Below are 20,036 nucleotides of genomic sequence, written 5' to 3'. Positions count from 1 at the left end.
CGCGCGCCTGACTCGCCCTGCGCTTTCCGCCGGCAACCGTAACCTGATCGGCGTGTGAGGCGCATGGGCTTGTGACCGATCCGGTCAGCCATTTACCTGCTGCCTTATCCATTCGCGAAATATCTCCATCGATGGCGTCAGCGTCTTTGACCGCAGCCAGGTTAACCAGTAGCCACCGACATCAATCTCAATGTCAAAAGGCCGCACCAGGATGCCCGCCTCCAGCTCCCGCTGAAACATGCAGACCGGCACCAGCGCGACACCGCCCGTCTGAACCGCTGCCTCGACCATCAGCCGCGAGGAGTCGAAAACCGGACCAGTCATTCTGGGGGGCGTGATATTTGCCGCAGTGAACCAGTTACCCCACTCATCCGCGCGATAAGAACGCAGCAGCGTTTCCCGTAACAGATCGCCGGGCTGCTGCAGCCGACGGGCGATATCCGGCCGGCAAAGCGCAGTCAGCGGTGCGGTAAACAGCGGTTCGTTGTGCGTTGCAGGCCAGGCCCCCGTCCCAAAGCGAATAGCATAATCGATGCCTTCGCCCGCCAGATTCACGACGTTATTATGGGTGCGCACGTTCACTTCCAGCGCAGGATGCTGCTGATGAAAGGCATCCAGACGCGGCAGCAGCCAGCCCAGCGCAAAGGTCCCGACACAGGCGAGGGTCATCACTTCGCGGTATTCACCCCCTTCAAACCGGCGCCAGGCTTTTTCAAGCTGGGTGAACGCCTCGGACACCTCGGCAAACAGCAGCCGGGACTCGTCCGTCATCTCCAGTCCACGCGGTAAGCGCCGGAATAACGTCACGCCCAGCCGCTCTTCAAGTAGCCTGACCTGCTGGCTCACGGCCGCCTGCGAGACGAAAAGTGCCATACCTGCGTGAGTAAAATTCAGGTACCGGGCCGAAGCATAAAAGGCCCGGAGTGCATTAAGCGGAACATCATTTTTCATTGTTAACCCCAGAAATTCTTTTGGCTCCTCTCAAATTATCTCGCTTGTCGATAATTTGAAATCCCTTACTCTCTCCCTCGTCACACTTTTGACAGGCGATATGTCCCGCAATAACGCGACCTTCGTGTCATAACGGGGGCATCAGGTGGCAGAAACTGACATAAGTTTCACGAGGGGCGCATTTTACACGTTTCGCTCAGCACGCCCCGCTTCCTGAGGCGGTGAGGTGCCGGGCATGTCTGAATGCAGATACACATTAACGGAGGTTTATATGGCTACGGCTCCCCGGCTGCGCATCTGTGCAGCGGCAACCCTACTGGCGCTGGCGGTCCCTTTTGTCGCCGAGGCCCATTTCAATGACGCATTGTTAGCGCAACCTGTCCGGCAGCTGGAACATGCCGCAGGCGGACGCTTAGGCGTGGCGGCGATCGACACCGGTGATGGTTCTGTTTTTACTTATCGTGGTAACGAACGTTTTCCCCTTTGCAGCACCAGTAAAGTCTTTACGGTGGCGGCCATTCTGAAGAAAGCGGAAACCGCACAAGGCCTGCTGAATGAAAACATCGCGATTCGTCACGCCGACCTGGTGAATTACAACCCCGTGACCGAAAAACAGGTGGGCGGCACGATGACCGTGGCAGAACTCAGTGCGGCGGCCTTGCAGTACAGCGACAACGCGGCGATGAATAAACTGCTGACGCACCTTGGCGGGCCGCATGCCGTGACCGCCTTCGCCCGCAGCATCGGCGATAACACGTTTCGTCTCGATCGAACCGAGCCCACGCTTAATACCGCTATTCCGGGTGATACACGTGATACAACGTCACCGACAGCGATGGCGCAGAGCCTGCAAAAACTGGTTTTAGGCACGGCGCTGGCACCTGCTCAACGCCAGCAGTTAGCCGACTGGATGAAGGGCAATACAACCGGCACCTACAGCATACGTGCGGGTCTGCCTGCTGACTGGGTGGTCGCGGATAAAACCGGCAGCGGTGATTACGGCACCACCAACGACATCGCCGTGATCTGGCCACCGCATCATGCCCCGCTGGTGCTGGTGACCTACTACACGCAGACCGACAAACACGCGGCCTCGCGTAAGGATGTGCTGGCCAGCGCCGCAAAAATTATCGCCTCAGGTTATGAAAACTAAGCGACCGTAACGGCGTTAACACGTGATATGGCCTGTCTGTACGGGCTGTATCACGCCGCTGAAAAGGTTTGTCAGGTCAATAAACCCGTTGACAGGCATCCGTCACTTCCCTAAATTGAGCGCTTGCTCAAGTCGCCGGTTTACCGCCAGTACGCCTGCCTGAGCACAGGCGACTGGCCGGGATTACGCCGTGCATACCCACGTTATTTAACCGACAGGAAATAACCTATGAGGCTGGCTTATCATGCAATCCTTCGCCCCCGTAACGGAAGACTGACCGCCCTGCTGCTTGCCTTAAGCCTGGTGCCCGGCGCGGTGCTGGCTGTCCCGCCGCCGCTGAACATCGCCGTTTATCGCGGCGCGGCAGGATGTGACGGCTGTTCGGAAATGGTGGTGAAATCGCTCCACGGCCTCACCCGGCCGGTTCGCACAACGTACATCGGCGAGCATGAAACGCTCAGGCTGACGGCACAGAACCTGCGTCAGTTTGATCTCTATATTCAGCCTGGCGGCGGTCAGGATATTCCCGCGGCTTATGCCGCACTGGGAGAGGAAGGCGTCCGGGCTATTCGACAGTTTGTTCGCAGCGGCAAGGGGTTTCTGGGCCTTTGCATGGGGGCCTACCTGGCAGACAGTCAGTGGCTGGGGCTGATTAGCTCACCGCTGGAATCGGAAGTGGGCCGTCCAGGCTCGGGCATTGCTGATGAGGGCGATTACACGATTCGCGTTGACTGGCAGCGTCAGCCAACGCGGTTCTATTATCAGGACGGTCCGTACCTTGAGGGCAATCAAGCCCGGGATGGTTTTACCCCTCTGGCCTTTTACCGGAATGGTGACGTCGCTATCGCCCACTATACGTATGGAAAAGGCACGGTTGTGTTAACCGGACCGCATCCGGAAGCCGACGAGAGCTGGATGGACCAGGCAGACGGCGGTAAAGACGGCGTTGACACCACGCCCCAGGCAAAAATGTCTCGCCTGTTGGCCGGGTTTGATAACACCGTGCCTTAAGCCCGCACTGCGTGAGTGTCCGTGGCCGGGCGGCGTGGTCCTGTCGTGACGGTGCCGCTTTTCCTGTACGCGATGTGAGCGGCAACCGGATCGCTGCGTAGCTGTCTGTCGTGAATATAACCGGGAGATCCGGCTGGCGGACAGCTGACGCTCACATTCCTCAATCCGCCCTGCGCCCGCCAGGTCGCCGTGCCTGACGGCTGGCACGTGAAGGCAATCAGCGTCGCGCATCCCGTCAGGCAGGAAGATTACACGGTGCTGTCGGCCTCCAGCGCATCCTGAATCGCATCCGCCAGATTGGCAATTTCGTTTGCCACGGCCTGCAAATCCCAGGCGGCTTTAGAGCCATTCGCTGACGTCGAGGCGCTGACGGATGCTTTTGCCACTGCCAGCGCCGCCGCAACGGCGACCGTACGTTTGTGTTGTTCCTGCGTCATGCCCGCGGACGGCAGTGAAAAATAGTCGTTAACCATTATCATGTCCTTGTGATTCAAGAGGCGTAAACCTTAACGCCCTGCGCGTTCATAAGAAAGTAAATTATGACCACGGCTCCCGACAGATTCACACGGCACTTCCGGGCAACGCGCCCGCCCCGGCCTGTTTGCAGAGTTCACCTGCCAGACGCGGTTCCCCGTCTGCGCTCAGGGGTTATTAGCCTGCCATGTCGACGTTGCCGCCAGGAAGGACGTCGCCGCACACAGCACGCGTAACAGTGATCCGTTCCTGCGTCGCCTGTACAACCCGGGCCGCTCAGAAAAGCCATCTTGTACAAGGCTGTACAACTTTCCAAAGAGGCGCCGCGCAGAGGGCACCCTCAATAATCCCTTAAAAATCAACATCAAATGTTAATATTTTTAGATTTTATGTTGCAATAAGCGCCGAAAAGTCATCCGACCACTTAAAATTTTATACAAAAAATTGTACAAACTTGGTTTTTTTGTATAACTTTACGGCGTGATGTTAAGTCACTTGTAACGAAAGGTGCTTTGCACCGCATCTGAAGGTGAGTGGATTTCCACCTTCAGATGCAAAATTTTTCTTTCTAACGATTTTGAGGCCATGATGCAAACGACAACGAATACTGAGTCTCAGATTTCAGACTATTTCATGAACGCGGGTGCCCATTTCACCAGCGAAAAAGATGTGATTGCCGAAACCTGGTCAGAGCTTGCTGCCTATAAGGCTCACGTTTCTGAAAAAGATATCGTGCTGGGTTTGATCCACAAACTCGAATGTGAAACCGATGTGACCATGCAGGATATCTATCGTCAGGCCCTGGAGATTGTGCTTCAGCGTACGCCGGGCGATGTCCGTTTTTGATAAGTTGTGATGAAACGCTAATTAGCATGGATGCTTTGCCTTCCCTAAAAATTCGCCCCTGATTCAGGGGCTTTTTTTTTTATTTTTTTTCAGCTTACCTCGCCTCTCCTTTCTCGGTAAATCAACAGGTTAAACGCAGCGGCGATGAAGAAAACCTACCTCGCTGCGCTTTATTTCTCTGGCATTCATGACCAGGCTTTTGGCTGTTGATCGATTCCTCACTAACCAGGAGATAACCATGTTTCATCACTCATCAAAGCTGCAGTACCCCGTGCGAGTAGAGAAACCCGATCCTGAATTCGCCATGTTACTCCAGCAAGCCATTGGTGGCGTGGAAGGCGAAATACGTGTGGCAATGCAGTACTTCTTCCAGGCCATGGGCGCACGCGGCGATGCGCGAATCAAAGATCTTCTTATCTCTACGGCAACTGAAGAACTGAGCCATATTGAGATGCTGGGCCATGCGGTGGCCCTCAACCTGGAGGGCGCGCCCCTTTCTTATCAGGAAGCCTCGGCAAAAGATCCCGTGGTGAATGCGATTCTCGGCGGAATGAATCCCCGTCATATCCTGTCATCAGGACTGGCTGCCCTGCCGGTGAATGCGAACGGCATGCCTTTTGACATGAGCCATATTTACGCGTCCGGCAATGTGGCGGCCGATATGCTGGCAAACGTGACGGCTGAAGCCACAGGCCGGGTACTGGCGACGCGCCTGTACAATCTGACTGAGGATAAAGGCATGAAGGATTTCCTGTCTTTCCTGATTGCCCGCGACACGATGCACCAGCAGCAGTGGCTGGCGGTAATCGAAGATTTAGGCGGCCTGGATGCGTCGCTGCCCATCCCGGACAGTTTCCCACAGGAAGGGGAAGCGCAGGAACATGCTTACTACTGCCTGAATACCTCACTGGATAAACCGTTGCCGAAAGGCCGCTGGAGTGAAGGCCCCTCCTTCGACGGTCGCGGTGAGTTTAGCGCGAAAGAGCAGCCGGATATTTTAGGAGAAGAGCCGCTGCTGGGGAATGCCCGCCCCGGTTCCGGTGCTCAGCAGGCACAAATCGAAGGTGGCGTTCCGCCACTGAAAAAGGGATTGTGATGATCTGAAGGGCCACCGGCCCTTCTTTTTTTGCCCGCCGGTCCTGTCAGGCCACCAGCCTGTGACTTTTTGCCTGCGTGTAAAGCGTTTCTCTGGCCAGGTTCTTCATTTTCACTTCGCACATAATGTCGAAATCGCTAAACGACAATGCCCAGTCATTGAGCGTCGCGTTGAAATAATAATCGGAGTGCGCCCGCAGTTTGGTTTTTGGCACTGCCAGTTGCTGCTGATCGGGGAACCCCTTCTCAGGGATAAGGCCCTCCTGCGAAATGGAATAGTGCAATACTGGCCGTACGCCACGCCAGGACTCTGTAATTTGGGCAATACGAACATCATCGGCCTGAATAAACTGATTCTCTTTCACCCAGTGATGATGAATGTCTAACACGACGGGACACAATGCACGGGCCTGAAGCACGTCGTCCAGCGAACAGGATATCTCATCATTTTCTACCGTCAGCATCAGGCGGGCTTCGGGACTGAGACGGTGAAAGGCCTGTTTAAACCCGTCAAAACCCCGTTTGCCATTCATATGGATGTTGATTTTAAAATCCTGAAAGGTTTTGCCGTAGCCCATCAGGCAGGCGCACAGGGCATGGTATTCCACATCTTCCAGCGCGCGGGTTACTACATCAGGATTGTCTGACGCCAGCACGCTGTACTGTCCCGGATGGAATGACAGACGAATGTTATGCTGTCTGGCCAGTTCACCGCAGCGGGCAAAAAGCGGATACAGTTCCGGCAAAAAACGGGCAAACAGGGGTTTTGCTTCTGGCACGGTGTACAGCGGCAGTAAATCGCTGCCAATGCGCATCATTCTTAACGCATCAGGCTGTGTCGCTATCGCCTCCAGCGTTAAATACAGATTCTGCAAATTGGTTTGCGCGATCTCATAAAGCAGTGCGCTGCCCTGCGCCTTATCCAGGCGGAGAAAACGTGTCCGGGTGGTGGCGCGAAAGGGAAAGAACTGCTTGCCGTCCGCATTTAAGTACTTGCATGCAAAGCCTAATTTCATAGTCACTCCTGAAAGGTATTCAGAAAGTGTAACAGTTAATTTTTAACTCGCCATTTTGGGCAATTTTATCAATAGGTTAATGACCATCTTTCCAGGTAATGCTTCATTAAACCCATTCTGACAGTGGGTGAACGATAAGCGTCACTCATCCCGTCACAGCCGCTCACCCGTAACAGAATATTACTTACTGATTTTTTGGGAAATAACTTACGAAAGCCGCAAAAAGTCTGCGCGTGCAGAGTGGCATAATTTCCTGTAACAACTAAAATGACAGTGTGACTAGCTAGTCCTTTTTATCTTACGGAACACTGATATGAGGTCTGACTATGACACAACAGAAATACAGAGGTGGAGCCGGAAATTTTGCTAACGATCCTGATCGCGCCAGTGAAGCTGGCAGTGCAGGAGGCAAAGCCAGCGGAGGTAATTTCAGGAACGATCCTGAAAGAGCCAGGGAGGCCGGTCGGAAAGGCGGCAAAACCAGCCGACGCACGTCTAAGTAGTTCTGAGTAAGGCGCCTTAAGGAAGGACGACGCCATGGACTGGCACTTTTCCTCTGTCAGTTCCCCTTTTATCCGCTCTGCACACTATCACCGGCTCTGCTTTGTCTTTTGTCTGACTCAATCACATCGCCCTTTACCTTAATAAGCGCAGCGGTATTACGCTATGCGTAAAATACCGTATCGCCAGCAAAGTGCGTTAATCACGAGAGGCGACCTGTTTCAGAAAATACCGCATGAAAAATAAACGTGCGACGATTGCCCGGCCCTTCCCCGTCTTTACAGAAAACAATCAAACAAATGAAAAACAACGAAAAAATATCCAAAATTTGCTATTTAATTTCGCTAATGAATTATTTCCGCCTGTGCTTTGCTGAAAATAAAAAAACAGGCATCACACACCGTGCGATATTTAAGCGCACCGGTTAAACAGAATATTTTCAGGCGTAATCGGTGAGGTGTTCTATATTTACAGCCACCTCACGTCGTATAAAAAAAGCTGGAGCAATGTGTCATGTCGAATGAGAAATCTACTACGCCCCTGAATCACCGTGCCCCAACCACCGGCCCCGAATCCTCACAGCCCGGCCTGGGATCATTAGCCCCCAAAGACGGTTCACATCAGCCTCCTGCCGAACCCACACCACCGGGGAAACAACCAACGGCGCCCGGCAGCCTTAAAGCCCCTGAGACGCGTAATGCAAAGCTGGATCAGCTGGAGGTGAACCGCAAAGGCGGCACAGGCAGCGCGCTGACCACCAACCAGGGCACCCGTATTGCAGACGACCAGAACTCATTGCGCGCCGGATCACGCGGTCCGACGCTGCTTGAGGATTTTATTATGCGGGAGAAGATCACCCATTTTGATCATGAACGCATCCCTGAGCGCATCGTCCATGCGCGCGGCTCGGCCGCCCATGGTTACTTCCAGCCTTACTGCTCGCTGAAGGACGTGACCAAAGCCCATTTTCTGAGCGAGCCTGAGCAGATCACGCCGGTTTTTGTGCGCTTCTCTACCGTTCAGGGCGGTGCCGGTTCGGCGGATACCGTGCGTGATATTCGTGGCTTTGCCACCAAGTTCTATACCGAGGAAGGCGTTTTTGATTTAGTGGGCAACAATACGCCCGTCTTTTTTATTCAGGATGCGCATAAGTTCCCGGACTTTGTGCATGCGGTGAAACCCGAACCGCACAATGAGATCCCTCAGGGCCAGAGTGCGCACGACACGTTCTGGGATTATGTCTCGCTGCAGCCCGAAACCCTGCACAACGTTATGTGGGCGATGTCCGACCGCGGTATCCCACGCAGCTACCGCACGATGGAAGGCTTCGGCATTCATACGTTCCGCCTGATCAACGACGAAGGTAAAGCCACGTTTGTGCGTTTCCACTGGAAACCGCTGGCCGGTAAAGCCTCATTGCTGTGGGACGAATCTCAGAAGCTGACAGGCCGCGATCCCGACTTCCACCGTCGCGATCTGTGGGAAGCGATTGAAGCGGGTGATTTCCCTGAGTTCGAGCTTGGCCTGCAGATGATTCCGGAAGAGGATGAGTTTAAGTTTGACTTTGATATTCTGGACGCCACCAAACTGATTCCTGAAGCGCTGGTGCCTGTGGTGCGCGTCGGCAAAATGGTGCTGAACCGCAACCCGGACAACTTCTTCGCCGAAACCGAGCAGGTCGCCTTCCATCCCGGTCACATCGTTCCCGGCCTGGATTTCACCAACGATCCCCTGCTTCAGGGCCGTCTGTTCTCCTACACCGATACGCAAATCAGCCGTCTTGGCGGGCCTAACTTCCATGAAATTCCGATTAACCGCCCGGTTTGCCCTTACCACAATTTTCAGCGTCAGGGCATGCACCGGATGGACATTGATACCAATCCGGCCAACTACGAGCCGAACTCGATCAATGACAACTGGCCACGGGAAACCCCACCGGCGGCAAAAGGAGGCGGCTTTGAAAGCTATCAGGAGCGCATTGAAGGACATAAAGTGCGCGAACGCAGCCCTTCATTCGGCGAATACTATTCACAGCCGCGACTGTTCTGGAACAGCCAGACTGCCATCGAACAGCAACATATTATTGGCGCGTATTCGTTTGAACTGAGTAAAGTGGCTCGCCCTTACATTCGTGAGCGCGTGCTCGATCATCTGCTGCGCATTGACGTCACGCTGGCGCAGGGCGTTGCCGCCAATCTGGGGATTGCGCTCAGCGACGACCAGTTGAATACCGCCGCGCCAAAAGAGGTTAACGGCCTGCAGAAAGATGACAGCCTGAGCCTGTACGCGATCCCGGATGGGGATATCAAAGGCCGCCAGGTAGCGCTGTTAGTCAGCGAGGGCGTTAACGCCGATGATGTGCTGCATATCCTGCAACACCTGAAAACGGCCGGCGTGCATACGAAACTGCTGGCGGCGCACATGGGCCAGGTCAGTGCCGACGATGGATCACAGTTACCCATCGATGCCACCTTTAACGGCCTGCCTTCCCTTACGTTCGACGCCGTGATCGTTCCCGATGGCAACATGGATGCGCTGCTGAAAAGCGGTGATGCGCGCTACTTCCTGCTGGAAGCGTACAAGCACCTGAAAGTCATTGGTCTGAGTGGGGAAGCGCGTCGCTTTAAAGCGCAGTTTGACCTGGATGAGAATCAGCAGGAAGACGGCATCGTGGAAGCCGACAATGCTGAAATCGCGCTGATGAATGATTTCACGGCGGCCATGGCCGAACACCGCGTCTGGTCACGTAGCCAAAAGGCGGAAACCATCCCGGCCTGATGGCGCGTCAGCCAGGCTTTCGGGTCTGGCTGACGATATCGTGACAACGTCACATAAATTCACCTGTTTGACCGCGAAACCGCTGTTTACGGCGGTTTTTTTGTGCATAACGGCACAGGGTTTTATCTGATTTTCCATAAAGTTCAGCGAAAACCAGGGCGGGCCCGATGGCGGTGCGTATCAGCCTCGCTGAGGAATAAATCGTGTACAAAGGCGGGCACGCGCAGTAAATGCGGCAACGTAGTCTATGATTAGGGATTAAGCATGGTGTGAATCAGACGCTGCCTGGCGTCTGAAGCGGTATGACACATAACACTTTCTGAATAGTAACGCAGGCAGAGGTGATGAAGGCGTTCCCCTCTCCTGGGTGCCTGATCTCGTTAACAACATTTTCAACCCGTACCCTCGGCTGACCGATAGCGTGAGGGTGCTTATTGCGTACTTTCTGATTAAAGAGGCAACGGAATGGGATCGACAGCATTTTGTAAGAGTTGGGGGGCGGAGTTTCTGGCCGACGGGAGCGTGCGTTTCCGCGTTTGGGCGACCGGCCAGCAGCAGGTCACGCTGCGACTGGGCGGTCAGGATAGTGCCATGACACCCGCCGAAGACGGCTGGTTTGAATATCATGCCAGCGGCATTCAGGCGGGCGCAGCGTATAACTTTGTGCTGAACGATGGCACCGTTATCCCCGATCCCGCCTCACGCGCGCAGCAGGATGATGTCAGTGGACCGTCGCTGGTTATCGATCCGACACACTATCGCTGGCAGAACACCGACTGGCGTGGTCGTCCGTGGCAGGAAAGCGTGGTCTATGAAATGCATATCGGCACGTTCACGGAAGAAGGTACTTTCCAGGCCGCAATTAAAAAACTGCCTTATCTGGCTGAGACCGGCATCACCATGATTGAGGTGTTGCCGGTCTCGCAGTTTGGCGGCCAGCGCGGCTGGGGCTACGATGGCGTGCTGCTTTACGCACCGCATGCCGCCTACGGTACGCCCGACGATTTCAAAGCGTTTATTGATGCCGCGCATGGCTATGGCATTGCAGTTGTACTCGACATCGTGCTTAACCACTTTGGTCCGGACGGAAATTATCTGCCGCTGCTGTCACCCGACTTCTTTCACAAAGATCGCATGACGCCATGGGGCGCGGGTATTGCCTATGATGTTGACGCCGTTCGCCGCTATATCGCGGAAGCGCCCCTTTTCTGGCTGCAGGAGTATTGTCTGGACGGCCTGCGTTTTGATGCCATCGATCAGATTGAGGATATCGCTGACAAACACGTGCTGACGGAGATTGCTGAGCGGATCCGGGCGGACATTCCTGACCGCCAGATTCACCTCACCACCGAAGATTGCCGTAACGTCATTTTCCTGCACCCCAGGAGGGAAAACGGCGGCGTGCCGCTGTTTACGGCGGAGTGGAATGACGACTTCCATAATGCCGTGCATGTCTTCGCCACCGGTGAAACGCACGCTTACTACAAAGACTTTGCCGATCAGCCTGAAAAACGCGTGGCGCGCGCGCTGGCCGAGGGCTTTGTCTATCAGGGTGAGGTGTCCGTTCAGTCCGGTGAGAAACGCGGTGTAGACAGCACGGGACAGCCGCCTGTGGCCTTTGTTGATTTTATTCAGAACCACGACCAGGTGGGCAACCGTGCGCAGGGCGAAAGGCTGATTTCGCTGGCCGGCGCTGAACGCACACAGGTGCTACTGGCGACATTACTGTTATCACCGCATATCCCGCTGCTGTTTATGGGGGAAGAGTATGGCGAAACCCACCCTTTCCTGTTCTTTACCGATTTTCATGGCGATCTGGCTAAAGCCGTGCGTGAAGGCCGGGCAAAAGAGTTTGAAGGCCATGCCGGTCATGAGGGCGAAAGCGTGCCCGATCCAAACGACGAAGCGACGTTTGTGCGTTCAAAGCTGGACTGGCGCAAGCTGGAAAGTGAGGAAGGCCAACGCTGGCTGACGCTGACCCGGTCACTGCTGGCAATCCGACAGCAGTCCATTGTCCCGCTGCTGGCCACCGCAGGCGGTCACAGCGGTCAGGTGCTGGCGACCGCCGAGGGCTTTGTTGCCGTGAGCTGGACCTTCCCTGCGGGGACACTGTCCATGGCGCTGAACATAGGTGAGCAGGCCCAGCCGCTGCCTGAAATGCCCGGTGAAACCCTCTTTGCCTGGCCACAAGCGGCCGATCGGTTGCCCCAACATTCCATCGTGGTTCGTCTGGCTGCGGGAGACAGCAAATGAGTATTCCAACCGCTACCTACCGTATTCAGTTTCGTAACGGCATGACGTTTGATCGTGCTGCGGCGCTGGTGCCCTATCTGAAAGACCTGGGCATCAGCCATCTTTATGCCTCGCCCATTTTTACCGCTACAAAGGGATCCACCCACGGCTACGATGTCACCGACGTCAACGCGATCGATCCATCCATTGGCGGTCGTGCGGGCTTTGATCGTCTGGTCAGCGCCCTGAAAGCCGCCGGACTGGGGTTGATTATTGATATCGTACCCAACCACATGGCGGCCTCGCTGGAAAATGGCTGGTGGCGCGACGTCCTTGAGCATGGTCAGGACAGCCGCTATGCACGTTACTTTGATATTGACTGGTCACGGCGCTTAACGCTGCCGTTCCTGGGCGACGATATCGATACCGTGCTGGAAAATGGCGAGATCAGCGTGAAGCGCGATCCCGATACAGGTAAGCCCGCGCTGGCCTATTTCGAAAGCTATTATCCGCTGACCCCGGCAAGCTGGGAGGGTCATGAAGCGGCGGTGCTCCAGCTCAGCGGCAAAGGCGACCTGGCGGCACTGCATGAGCAGCAGCCCTGGCGGCTGATGTCATGGCGCGATGCTGCACACGACCTCTCCTATCGTCGCTTTTTCGAGGTCACCGGTTTAGTGGGCGTGCGGGTGGAAGATCCGGCGGTGTTCGAAGATGCGCACCGGCTTATTCTGAGCCTCGTACACAGCGGTGCGGTTGACGGACTGCGCGTTGACCACGTTGACGGGCTGGCCGATCCCAAAGGCTATCTGGAGCAACTCCGCCAGGCCGCCGGGCCAGATTGTTATCTCACCGTTGAGAAAATCCTGGGCGCCGGAGAACACCTTCCGGCCGACTGGCCCATCTCGGGCACCACGGGCTATGAATTTATCAGCGCGTTGTCTCATGTGCTGGTGGATAATAAAACGCTTGGGTCACTGCGTCAGGCCTGGGAAGACGTCAGCGGCGCTGACGTGCAGATGGAAGAGGAACTGCGTAAAGCGAAATGCCTGATGGCAGACCGTAACTTTGCCGGCGAGTTTTCACGTCTGCTGCAGCTGGCCACGGCTATTGCCGAAGATGAAAACGTCGCCGTGCGCCCGGACGATCTGCGCAACGCGCTGCGTGAGCTGCTGGTGGCGTTTCCGGTTTATCGTACCTATGGCAATACGCAGGGCCTGACCGCCGATGACCAGCAACGGTTGCAGGCGGTCGCCGCAGACGTCAAGGCATCAGCCCATGCACCGGACAGCCACGCGCTGGATTTCCTGCTGCGCATTATGCAGGGTGATGTGGCGCATGCGGTGACCGGGCAGGCAGACAGCTTCCGTACACGTTTCCAGCAACTGACCGGCCCGCTGATGGCGAAATCCATCGAAGACACGCTGTTTTATCGTCAAAACATGGCGCTGGCGTTGAATGAAGTGGGCGCAGAACCGCTGCAGGCGCAGTTTTCACCGGCGCAGTTTCATGAGGAAATGCAGGACCGCCTTGCGCGCCAGCCCGATGCTCTTTCCGCCAGTTCAACCCATGATACCAAGCGTGGCGAAGATGCCCGTGCCCGTCTCTATACCCTGACAGAAGCACCGCAGCATTGGGCAGCCTGCGTCGCGCGCTGGCGTGAGCTGAATCGCCCGGCGGTCCGCTCGCTTGCGGAGGGTCCGGCACCCGAAGCCACCGTGGAATGGCTACTCTTTCAGGCACTGGCGGGCGTCTGGCCGCCGACGTTGCAACCGGATGATCGTGCCGGACTGGCCGCCCTGGCCGAGCGCTTTGCCGGCTACGTTGAAAAAGCCCTGCGTGAAGCCAAGCTGCGTACCGACTGGACGGAAAACAATACGGATTACGAACAGGCGGTACTGGATTACGCTCATCATCTGCTCTCCCCTGATAATCAGGCTTTTCTGCAGGATTTTGTCGCCGCATTACAGCCGTTTATTCAGGCCGGGCTGATAAACAGTCTGAGCCAGCGAATCATCAAACTTACCGCACCCGGCGTGCCGGATATTTATCAGGGAAGTGAAGCGCTGGACTTCAGCCTGGTCGATCCGGACAACCGGCGTGAGCCCGATTACGCGGCGCTGGACAAGATGCTGCATGCTGGCATCACCGCGCTGCCCGATACGCCTGAGGGCTGGCTCAGTGGTCACGTGAACCAGTATGCCACGCAGGCCTTGCTGAACGCCCGGCAGTCGCACCCCGCGCTGTTTGCCCGGGGCGCGTACCTGCCGCTGACGGCACAGGGCGCCCATGAGGACGCGCTGCTGGCGTTTGCCCGCACGCAGGGTGACGAGGCGATTATCGTGATTACGCCGCGATTGATTTTTAACACGCTACAGACGCTGACGTCCCCGCCTGCCGGACGCTGGGATGACACCGCGATCCCGCTGCCTGAGGCGCTGGCGCATCGACGCTACCGCGATCTGCTGAGCGGCGAGGAAATCACCCTGACCGACCATATTGCGCTGGACAGATTAAATAACTTTTGGGCACTGGCACTGTTAGCTTGCTAGAAACAGGCTGGTACAAGGACTAAAACGCCGTTACTGGGTTCGTTAATTGAGAGGGACAGATGTCAAATCATCGTTTTGAAATTACGTCGGGATCGGCCCATCAGCTTGGGGCAAATTATGATGGGCAAGGCGTCAACTTTGCGCTGTTTTCTGCGCATGCAGAACGCGTAGAGCTGTGTCTTTATGATCCCAGCGGCAAGCAGGAGATCGCCCGTCTGGAGCTGCCAGAGTTTACGCATGAGATCTGGCACGGTTACGTGCCGGGTTTACAGCCAGGTGCGCTTTATGGCTACCGGGTGTATGGCCCTTACGACCCGGAAAACGGTCACCGATTCAACCCTAACAAATTACTCGTCGATCCGTATGCGCGCGAACTGGCCGGGGATATTGCCTGGAATGAGGCGCACTTCGCATATGATTTGTATCACGACGATAAAGATTTGACGTTTGACGATCGCGACAGTGCGCCTTTTACGCCGAAATGTCGCGTCATCGATCCGAACGAATTTGACTGGCAGGATCAGAACCGGCCGCAGATTCCCTGGTCAGAAACCATCGTTTATGAAACCCATGTGAAAGGCTTCACCCAACTGAACATGGCGTTACCTCCGGAGATGCGCGGCACCTACGATGGCATGAGCCATCAGTCGACGGTGGGCTATATCAAAAGTCTGGGCATTACGTCAGTAGAGTTGCTGCCGGTGCACTGGTTTCCCGACGATCAACACCTGCTGGATAAAGGGCTGAAAAACTTCTGGGGCTATAACTCACTGAACTTTTTTGCCCCGGCCACACGTTATTTCGGCCCGCGTGGGATTCAGGGATTCCGCGATATGGTGCGCGCCTTCCATGATGCCGGTATCGAAGTGATTCTGGACGTGGTTTATAACCACACGGCCGAGGGCAATGAGCTCGGTCCAACCCTGTCGTTTAAAGGCATCGATAACTTCTCCTACTACCGTACATTACCGGACCAGCATCGTTACTACATTAACGACACCGGAACCGGTAACACGGTCAACACCTCGCATCCACGTGTGTTGCAGATGGTCACGGACTCCTTGCGCTACTGGGCAGAATCCATGCATATCGACGGCTTCCGCTTCGATCTGGGTACAATTTTGGGACGTGAACCGGAAGGCTTCGATCCACGCGGCGGCTTCTTCGACGCCATTACTCAGGATCCGCTGCTTTCCCGATTAAAACTGATCGGGGAACCGTGGGACATTGGTCCGGGTGGTTATCAGGTCGGTGGTTTCCCGCCGGGCTGGGCGGAATGGAACGATCAGTATCGCGATACGGTGCGTGATTACTGGAAAGGCAATAATGTCTCTACCGACTTTGCGGCGCGGTTGCTTGGCTCCGGCGATCTGTATGACCAGCGCGGTCGCCGCCCCTGGGCCAGCGTCAATTTTATCACGGCGCATGATGGCTTCACGCTGAACGACCTGGTGTCGTACAACGAGAAACATAATGCCGACAATGGTGAAGACAATAACGACGGGCATAACGATAACCGTTCGTACAATTATGGCGTTGAGGGGCCGACGGATGACGAAGGCATCAATGCCGTCCGTGAGCGTCAGAAGCGTAACTTCCTGGCCACCCTGTTTTTCTCGCACGGTACGCCCATGCTGCTGGCAGGCGATGAGTTTGGCCGTAGCCAGATGGGCAATAATAACGGCTATTGTCAGGACAGTGAAATTTCCTGGGTTCACTGGGACAATCTGCCCCCTTCCGCCGAAGCGTTACGCGAATTTACCCGTCACATTATCGCCTTACGTAAAACCCAGCCGTTATTGCGGCGCGAAAGCTGGCGCGATGGCATGGAAATTAAATGGTTCAATGCGGGCGGCGGTCTGCAACAGGCTGAACAGTGGGATGAGGGCTCAACCCTTGGCGTTTATATCGGTCGGCCCGACCTGCAGAATCAGGAAGGAATCTGGTATGACGCGCTGATGTTAATTAATCCTTTCGAGGGTAATGTGCCCTTCCGTATTCCGCAGTTCGGTGACGGCGGCTGGGTGCTGGAACTGACCACCAGCGATGTGGATAAACGCGGTCTGGTGATTACCAAGGAAAAGGACTTCGAACTGGAAGGCCGCAGTATGGCGCTGTTCAGAAGGCCGTAGGCCGGCGTTAGCGCAACGCGTACCGCGATTGCTCAGGTTAAACTCTGCGCATCCGGACGCGCTGCGCTTGACCTGAGCCTGGTGGCTGCCAGGCTTAAACGCGTATCAACAGAAAAGCAACGCCATTAAGGAGGCAACATGTCCAGATTTACAGGAAAAATCGTTGTAGTGACAGGCGCCGGATCAGGAATTGGCGCAGCGAGTGCAAAACGCTTTGCGGAGGAAGGCGCGTCTGTTGTGCTGGTGGGACGTACCCGGGATAAACTGGAAAAGGTCGCGGCACAACTGTCGGGTCAGGACCATATGGTTGCCGATTGTGATGTCGCTGAAGCCGACCAGGTTCAGGCCCTGGCAAGCCGCGTTGAAGAAAAATATGGCCGCGTTGATGTGCTGGTGAATAACGCCGGGATCATCGTGCAGGGCCGCATTCACGAGATTGAACTCGCTGACTGGAAAAAGCTGATGAGCGTTGATCTCGACGGCGTCTTCCACTGCGTGCACTATTTTATGCCTGCCCTGCTGAAAACCCGGGGCAACGTCGTGAACATTTCGTCAGTATCAGGCCTGGGCGGCGACTGGGGCATGAGTGTGTATAACGCGGCGAAAGGCGCAATCACCAATTTTACCCGCTCACTGGCGATGGACTACGGCACCGATGGCGTGCGGGTCAACGCCATTTGTCCTGGCTTTACGTTTACCGACCTGACCGAAGGCGTTAAGAACGATCAGGCACTGCTTGAACGCTTCTACGACCGAATTCCGCTACGTCGCGCCGGGGAGCCGGAAGATATCGCTGATGCGATTGCGTTTATTGCCAGCGACGACGCCCGCTACATTACCGGGGCGAATCTGCCTGTCGATGGCGGCCTGACCGCCTCAAACGGTCAGCCTAAACAGGCTTAACCGACTTAAGCAGCTGTTCGCAGCTGCTTTTTATTGACTGCACGACAGCGCCGCTGCCCGTTATTTCACGGGCTCAGCAACCGCCATTTCAACTTCTGGCACGTCGGGCTGACCGGCGCCCTCCGCCTTCTGACATCATAGTCCCCTGCTTTATCACTCAGCCTTATTCAGGATGATTTTGGCGTATGTCGTGTCGGCAGCGGACGGCCACGGGAAGTGAGACGGTTGCCGGCTGTGGGACAGACATAATGGCTCAGGCAGACCGTACACAGAATCGCTTCGGGATGATGGATTTTTGCCACTGTCAGCGCCTGCTGACGGCTATACAGTGAACCAATAAATTCCCGGCCACGGCTGTTATAAAGATGAACACAGCCTTCTTTATGAATGATCCATCCGCTTCTGTTGTATGGACACACATAATAGTAGCTTGATTTAAGCATGGTACTGCCCCCGGTGGTTGCTGTATCAATCAGGTGAGAAAAAGCAAAGTATGATTTTATTTAATAATGTAGCGTCATTAACACTAGCTGAGAATTATGCCTAAAACTACGCAGGCAATTATAAAACGGTGGTTTTGAGATTTATTCGCAACCCATCTTCGCCCTTCCGTTAATGTTGCATCAGCATCCTGTTTTACAAAACGGTTTATACGAAAAGTTCGGTTCGCCGTCTTAATCATTACGTTCGGCCTTATCGTCTGGCCTCCCGCTGAGAAAATCATACCAAATCAAGGCACTACCCTTTTTAAATCCCGTGCAGGAGACAATAAAAGAGAAAATTTGATTACCCCGCGTAACCTGACTGCTGAGGCAGAGAAACTGCTTTATTAACCGTTCATAAACTGCAAAAAAGACACCAGGATTTCCTCGCCGGACGTCGAAGTGCTGATATAATGGAAACGATGCGATACCACGCTGGTAAAGAAAAAACCAGAGCAAATCGGTTGATGCCCGACAGCGTGATCTGAACGCTATTAACCCGTCTGTGACAACGGAACCTCACAGGTAAGCACCCTCCTTGCGCCATGCTGGAAACGCCTGGCTCAAACACATTTTGCAACGGCATTCACGCAGGCTCGGGGCCGCCCGGTCTGGGTTTTGGCAATGTGTGCGGTAAAAAGAACAAGAATCTGGAAGACGTTATGTTGTTGACAATTATCTATCGCAGTCACATCGCTGATCATGTTCCACTGAAAATGCTGGAAGGCCTGGTCGCTAAAGCCAATAAAATTAATGAGTCATCAAGCGTTACCGGCATCTTATTATTTAATGGCACCCATTTTTTTCAGGTTCTTGAAGGTCCAGAGAATGATGTACTGGCGGTTTACGAACGTATCTGCCGTGATACCAGCCATCATAATATTGTGGAATTAATGCGGGATTATGCGCCTTCCCGCCGTTTCGGTAACGTGGGCATGGAGCTGTTTGATCTGCGTGAATACGATAAAACCACTGTGCTTAATGCCGTGCTTGAAAAAGGCACAACCAAATATCAGCTGACCTATGAAGACAGAGCGCTTAAATTTTTGCGCACCTTTGTCGAAGCACGGGAAAAAGAGAATTATTTTGAAATTCCCTCAGCGGAAAGCTGGGATTTTATCAGTGATGATGAGGAAGTGCGCGAAGGTGACGACGCGCTGATTAATCACGAAGGCGTCAATTTTGCTTTTCAGGCGATTATCGATCCCCTTGCACGTAAAATCGTCTCGCTGGAAGCCCTGCTTCGGGGCTCGCAGGGCGAAACACAACAGGATTACTTTTCACGCCTCCCGCCGGAGAACATCTACCGCGACGATCTGCAGTCCAAACGCATCGCTTTTGCACAGGCGAAGGCGCTGGGGATAGAAGGCATTATGCTGTCAGTCAACCTGTTGCCCATGTCGCTGGTGCTGGTGCCGGATGCCGTAACGTTTCTGCTTACTGAAATCTACGCCCACGATTTGGTTCCTGAGCAGATCGTGGTCGAGTTTACCGAAAATGAAATCATTTCCCGTCCTGACGACTTTGCAGCGGCGCTGAAACAGCTCAAAGCAGCGGGCATCAGCGTGGCACTGGATGATTTTGGCGCGGGCTATGCCGGGCTATCCTTACTGACGCAGATTCAGCCCGACAAAATAAAAATTGATCGCAGCATTATCAGCAATGTGCATAAAAGCGGCCCGAAGCAGGCTATTGTGCACGCTATTTTAGCCTGTTGTTCGTCACTGGAAATTACCGTGATTGCAGAGGGCATTGAACAGCCCGAAGAATGGATGTGGCTGGAAGCGGCCGGCGTTTCACAATTCCAGGGGTTTCTTTTCTCCTGGCCGAAAGTCAACGGCGTCTCCTCTGTTACCTGGCCTGAGTTAAAATAAGACGGTTATCCGCAGGAAAGTGAATTTTTCGTTCTTCCT

At 54.8% G+C, this 20,036-nt stretch carries 16 protein-coding genes; 12 read left to right on the top strand and 4 right to left on the bottom strand.

Translation table 11 applies throughout. The annotated features are described in order from the left end of the window. Window positions 1-84: 84 nt before the first annotated feature. Entirely contained in the window at window positions 85-951 is an 867-nt protein-coding gene (locus RAC90_RS04235; RefSeq protein WP_162285647.1) for a LysR family transcriptional regulator, read from the bottom strand. Between the two features lie 271 nt (window positions 952-1,222). On the opposite strand from RAC90_RS04235, the gene bla reads away from it, so the two are divergent. After that, window positions 1,223-2,104, top strand: coding sequence for a class A beta-lactamase (bla, locus tag RAC90_RS04230; RefSeq protein ID WP_052133179.1), 882 nt, complete (start codon window positions 1,223-1,225; stop codon window positions 2,102-2,104). 228 nt (window positions 2,105-2,332) lie between these two features. Further along, window positions 2,333-3,115, top strand: a complete 783-nt coding sequence (locus tag RAC90_RS04225) for a BPL-N domain-containing protein (RefSeq protein WP_375123999.1) — start codon at window positions 2,333-2,335, stop codon at window positions 3,113-3,115. Window positions 3,116-3,363: 248 nt separating this feature from the next. On the opposite strand, the gene RAC90_RS04220 is transcribed toward RAC90_RS04225, so the two are convergent. Further along, window positions 3,364-3,588, bottom strand: a complete 225-nt coding sequence (locus RAC90_RS04220; RefSeq protein ID WP_133745201.1) for a hypothetical protein — start codon at window positions 3,586-3,588, stop codon at window positions 3,364-3,366. A 589-nt stretch (window positions 3,589-4,177) separates the two neighbouring features. Between RAC90_RS04220 and RAC90_RS04215 the strand changes: the two genes are divergently transcribed. Beyond that, on the top strand, window positions 4,178-4,435 hold the full coding sequence (locus tag RAC90_RS04215; protein ID WP_033741464.1) for a biofilm development regulator YmgB/AriR family protein: 258 nt from the start codon (window positions 4,178-4,180) through the stop codon (window positions 4,433-4,435). A gap of 238 nt (window positions 4,436-4,673) precedes the next feature. After that, the gene (locus RAC90_RS04210) at window positions 4,674-5,531 is read left to right on the top strand and encodes a manganese catalase family protein (protein ID WP_039340546.1); all 858 of its coding nucleotides are present in this window, start codon (window positions 4,674-4,676) and stop codon (window positions 5,529-5,531) included. Window positions 5,532-5,577: 46 nt separating this feature from the next. Here RAC90_RS04210 and RAC90_RS04205 read toward each other — a convergent pair whose 3' ends face one another. Then, window positions 5,578-6,546, bottom strand: a complete 969-nt coding sequence (locus tag RAC90_RS04205) for a UV damage endonuclease UvsE (RefSeq protein WP_058701997.1) — start codon at window positions 6,544-6,546, stop codon at window positions 5,578-5,580. A 326-nt stretch (window positions 6,547-6,872) separates the two neighbouring features. On the opposite strand from RAC90_RS04205, the gene RAC90_RS04200 reads away from it, so the two are divergent. The 7 genes from RAC90_RS04200 (at window position 6,873) to RAC90_RS04170 (ending at window position 17,641) form a co-directional block, all read left to right on the top strand. Beyond that, window positions 6,873-7,049, top strand: a complete 177-nt coding sequence (locus RAC90_RS04200) for a general stress protein (protein WP_072021692.1) — start codon at window positions 6,873-6,875, stop codon at window positions 7,047-7,049. Between the two features lie 233 nt (window positions 7,050-7,282). Next, window positions 7,283-7,423, top strand: a complete 141-nt coding sequence (locus RAC90_RS04195; protein ID WP_375123998.1) for a hypothetical protein — start codon at window positions 7,283-7,285, stop codon at window positions 7,421-7,423. Between the two features lie 137 nt (window positions 7,424-7,560). After that, on the top strand, window positions 7,561-9,825 hold the full coding sequence (gene katE / locus RAC90_RS04190) for a catalase HPII (RefSeq protein ID WP_039340551.1): 2,265 nt from the start codon (window positions 7,561-7,563) through the stop codon (window positions 9,823-9,825). A 465-nt stretch (window positions 9,826-10,290) separates the two neighbouring features. Next, window positions 10,291-12,078: a malto-oligosyltrehalose trehalohydrolase gene (treZ, locus tag RAC90_RS04185; protein WP_375123997.1), complete on the top strand. Its 1,788-nt coding sequence runs from the start codon at window positions 10,291-10,293 to the stop codon at window positions 12,076-12,078. Next, complete coding sequence (gene treY / locus RAC90_RS04180; RefSeq protein WP_375123996.1) at window positions 12,075-14,606, top strand: malto-oligosyltrehalose synthase; 2,532 nt, start codon at window positions 12,075-12,077, stop codon at window positions 14,604-14,606. Before treZ ends, treY begins: the two co-directional genes overlap by 4 nt. Window positions 14,607-14,665: 59 nt before the next feature. Next, a complete protein-coding gene (gene glgX / locus RAC90_RS04175; RefSeq protein ID WP_375123995.1) occupies window positions 14,666-16,738 on the top strand; it encodes a glycogen debranching protein GlgX in 2,073 nt (690 codons plus the stop codon). 138 nt (window positions 16,739-16,876) lie between these two features. Beyond that, complete coding sequence (locus tag RAC90_RS04170) at window positions 16,877-17,641, top strand: SDR family NAD(P)-dependent oxidoreductase (protein WP_033741178.1); 765 nt, start codon at window positions 16,877-16,879, stop codon at window positions 17,639-17,641. Between the two features lie 167 nt (window positions 17,642-17,808). On the opposite strand, the gene RAC90_RS04165 is transcribed toward RAC90_RS04170, so the two are convergent. Further along, window positions 17,809-18,084, bottom strand: coding sequence for a hypothetical protein (locus RAC90_RS04165; RefSeq protein ID WP_033741176.1), 276 nt, complete (start codon window positions 18,082-18,084; stop codon window positions 17,809-17,811). 701 nt (window positions 18,085-18,785) lie between these two features. Here RAC90_RS04165 and RAC90_RS04160 point away from each other — a divergent pair. After that, window positions 18,786-19,997, top strand: a complete 1,212-nt coding sequence (locus RAC90_RS04160; RefSeq protein ID WP_110267815.1) for a diguanylate phosphodiesterase — start codon at window positions 18,786-18,788, stop codon at window positions 19,995-19,997. The last annotated feature ends 39 nt before the right edge of the window (window positions 19,998-20,036 follow it).

The sequence above is a fragment of the Pantoea sp. CS_6 genome, assembly GCF_041954745.1.
GTDB lineage: Bacteria > Pseudomonadota > Gammaproteobacteria > Enterobacterales > Enterobacteriaceae > Pantoea > Pantoea stewartii.
The sequence above is the reverse complement of the archived record's forward strand: the minus strand, read 5'-3'. Positions and strand labels throughout refer to the sequence as shown.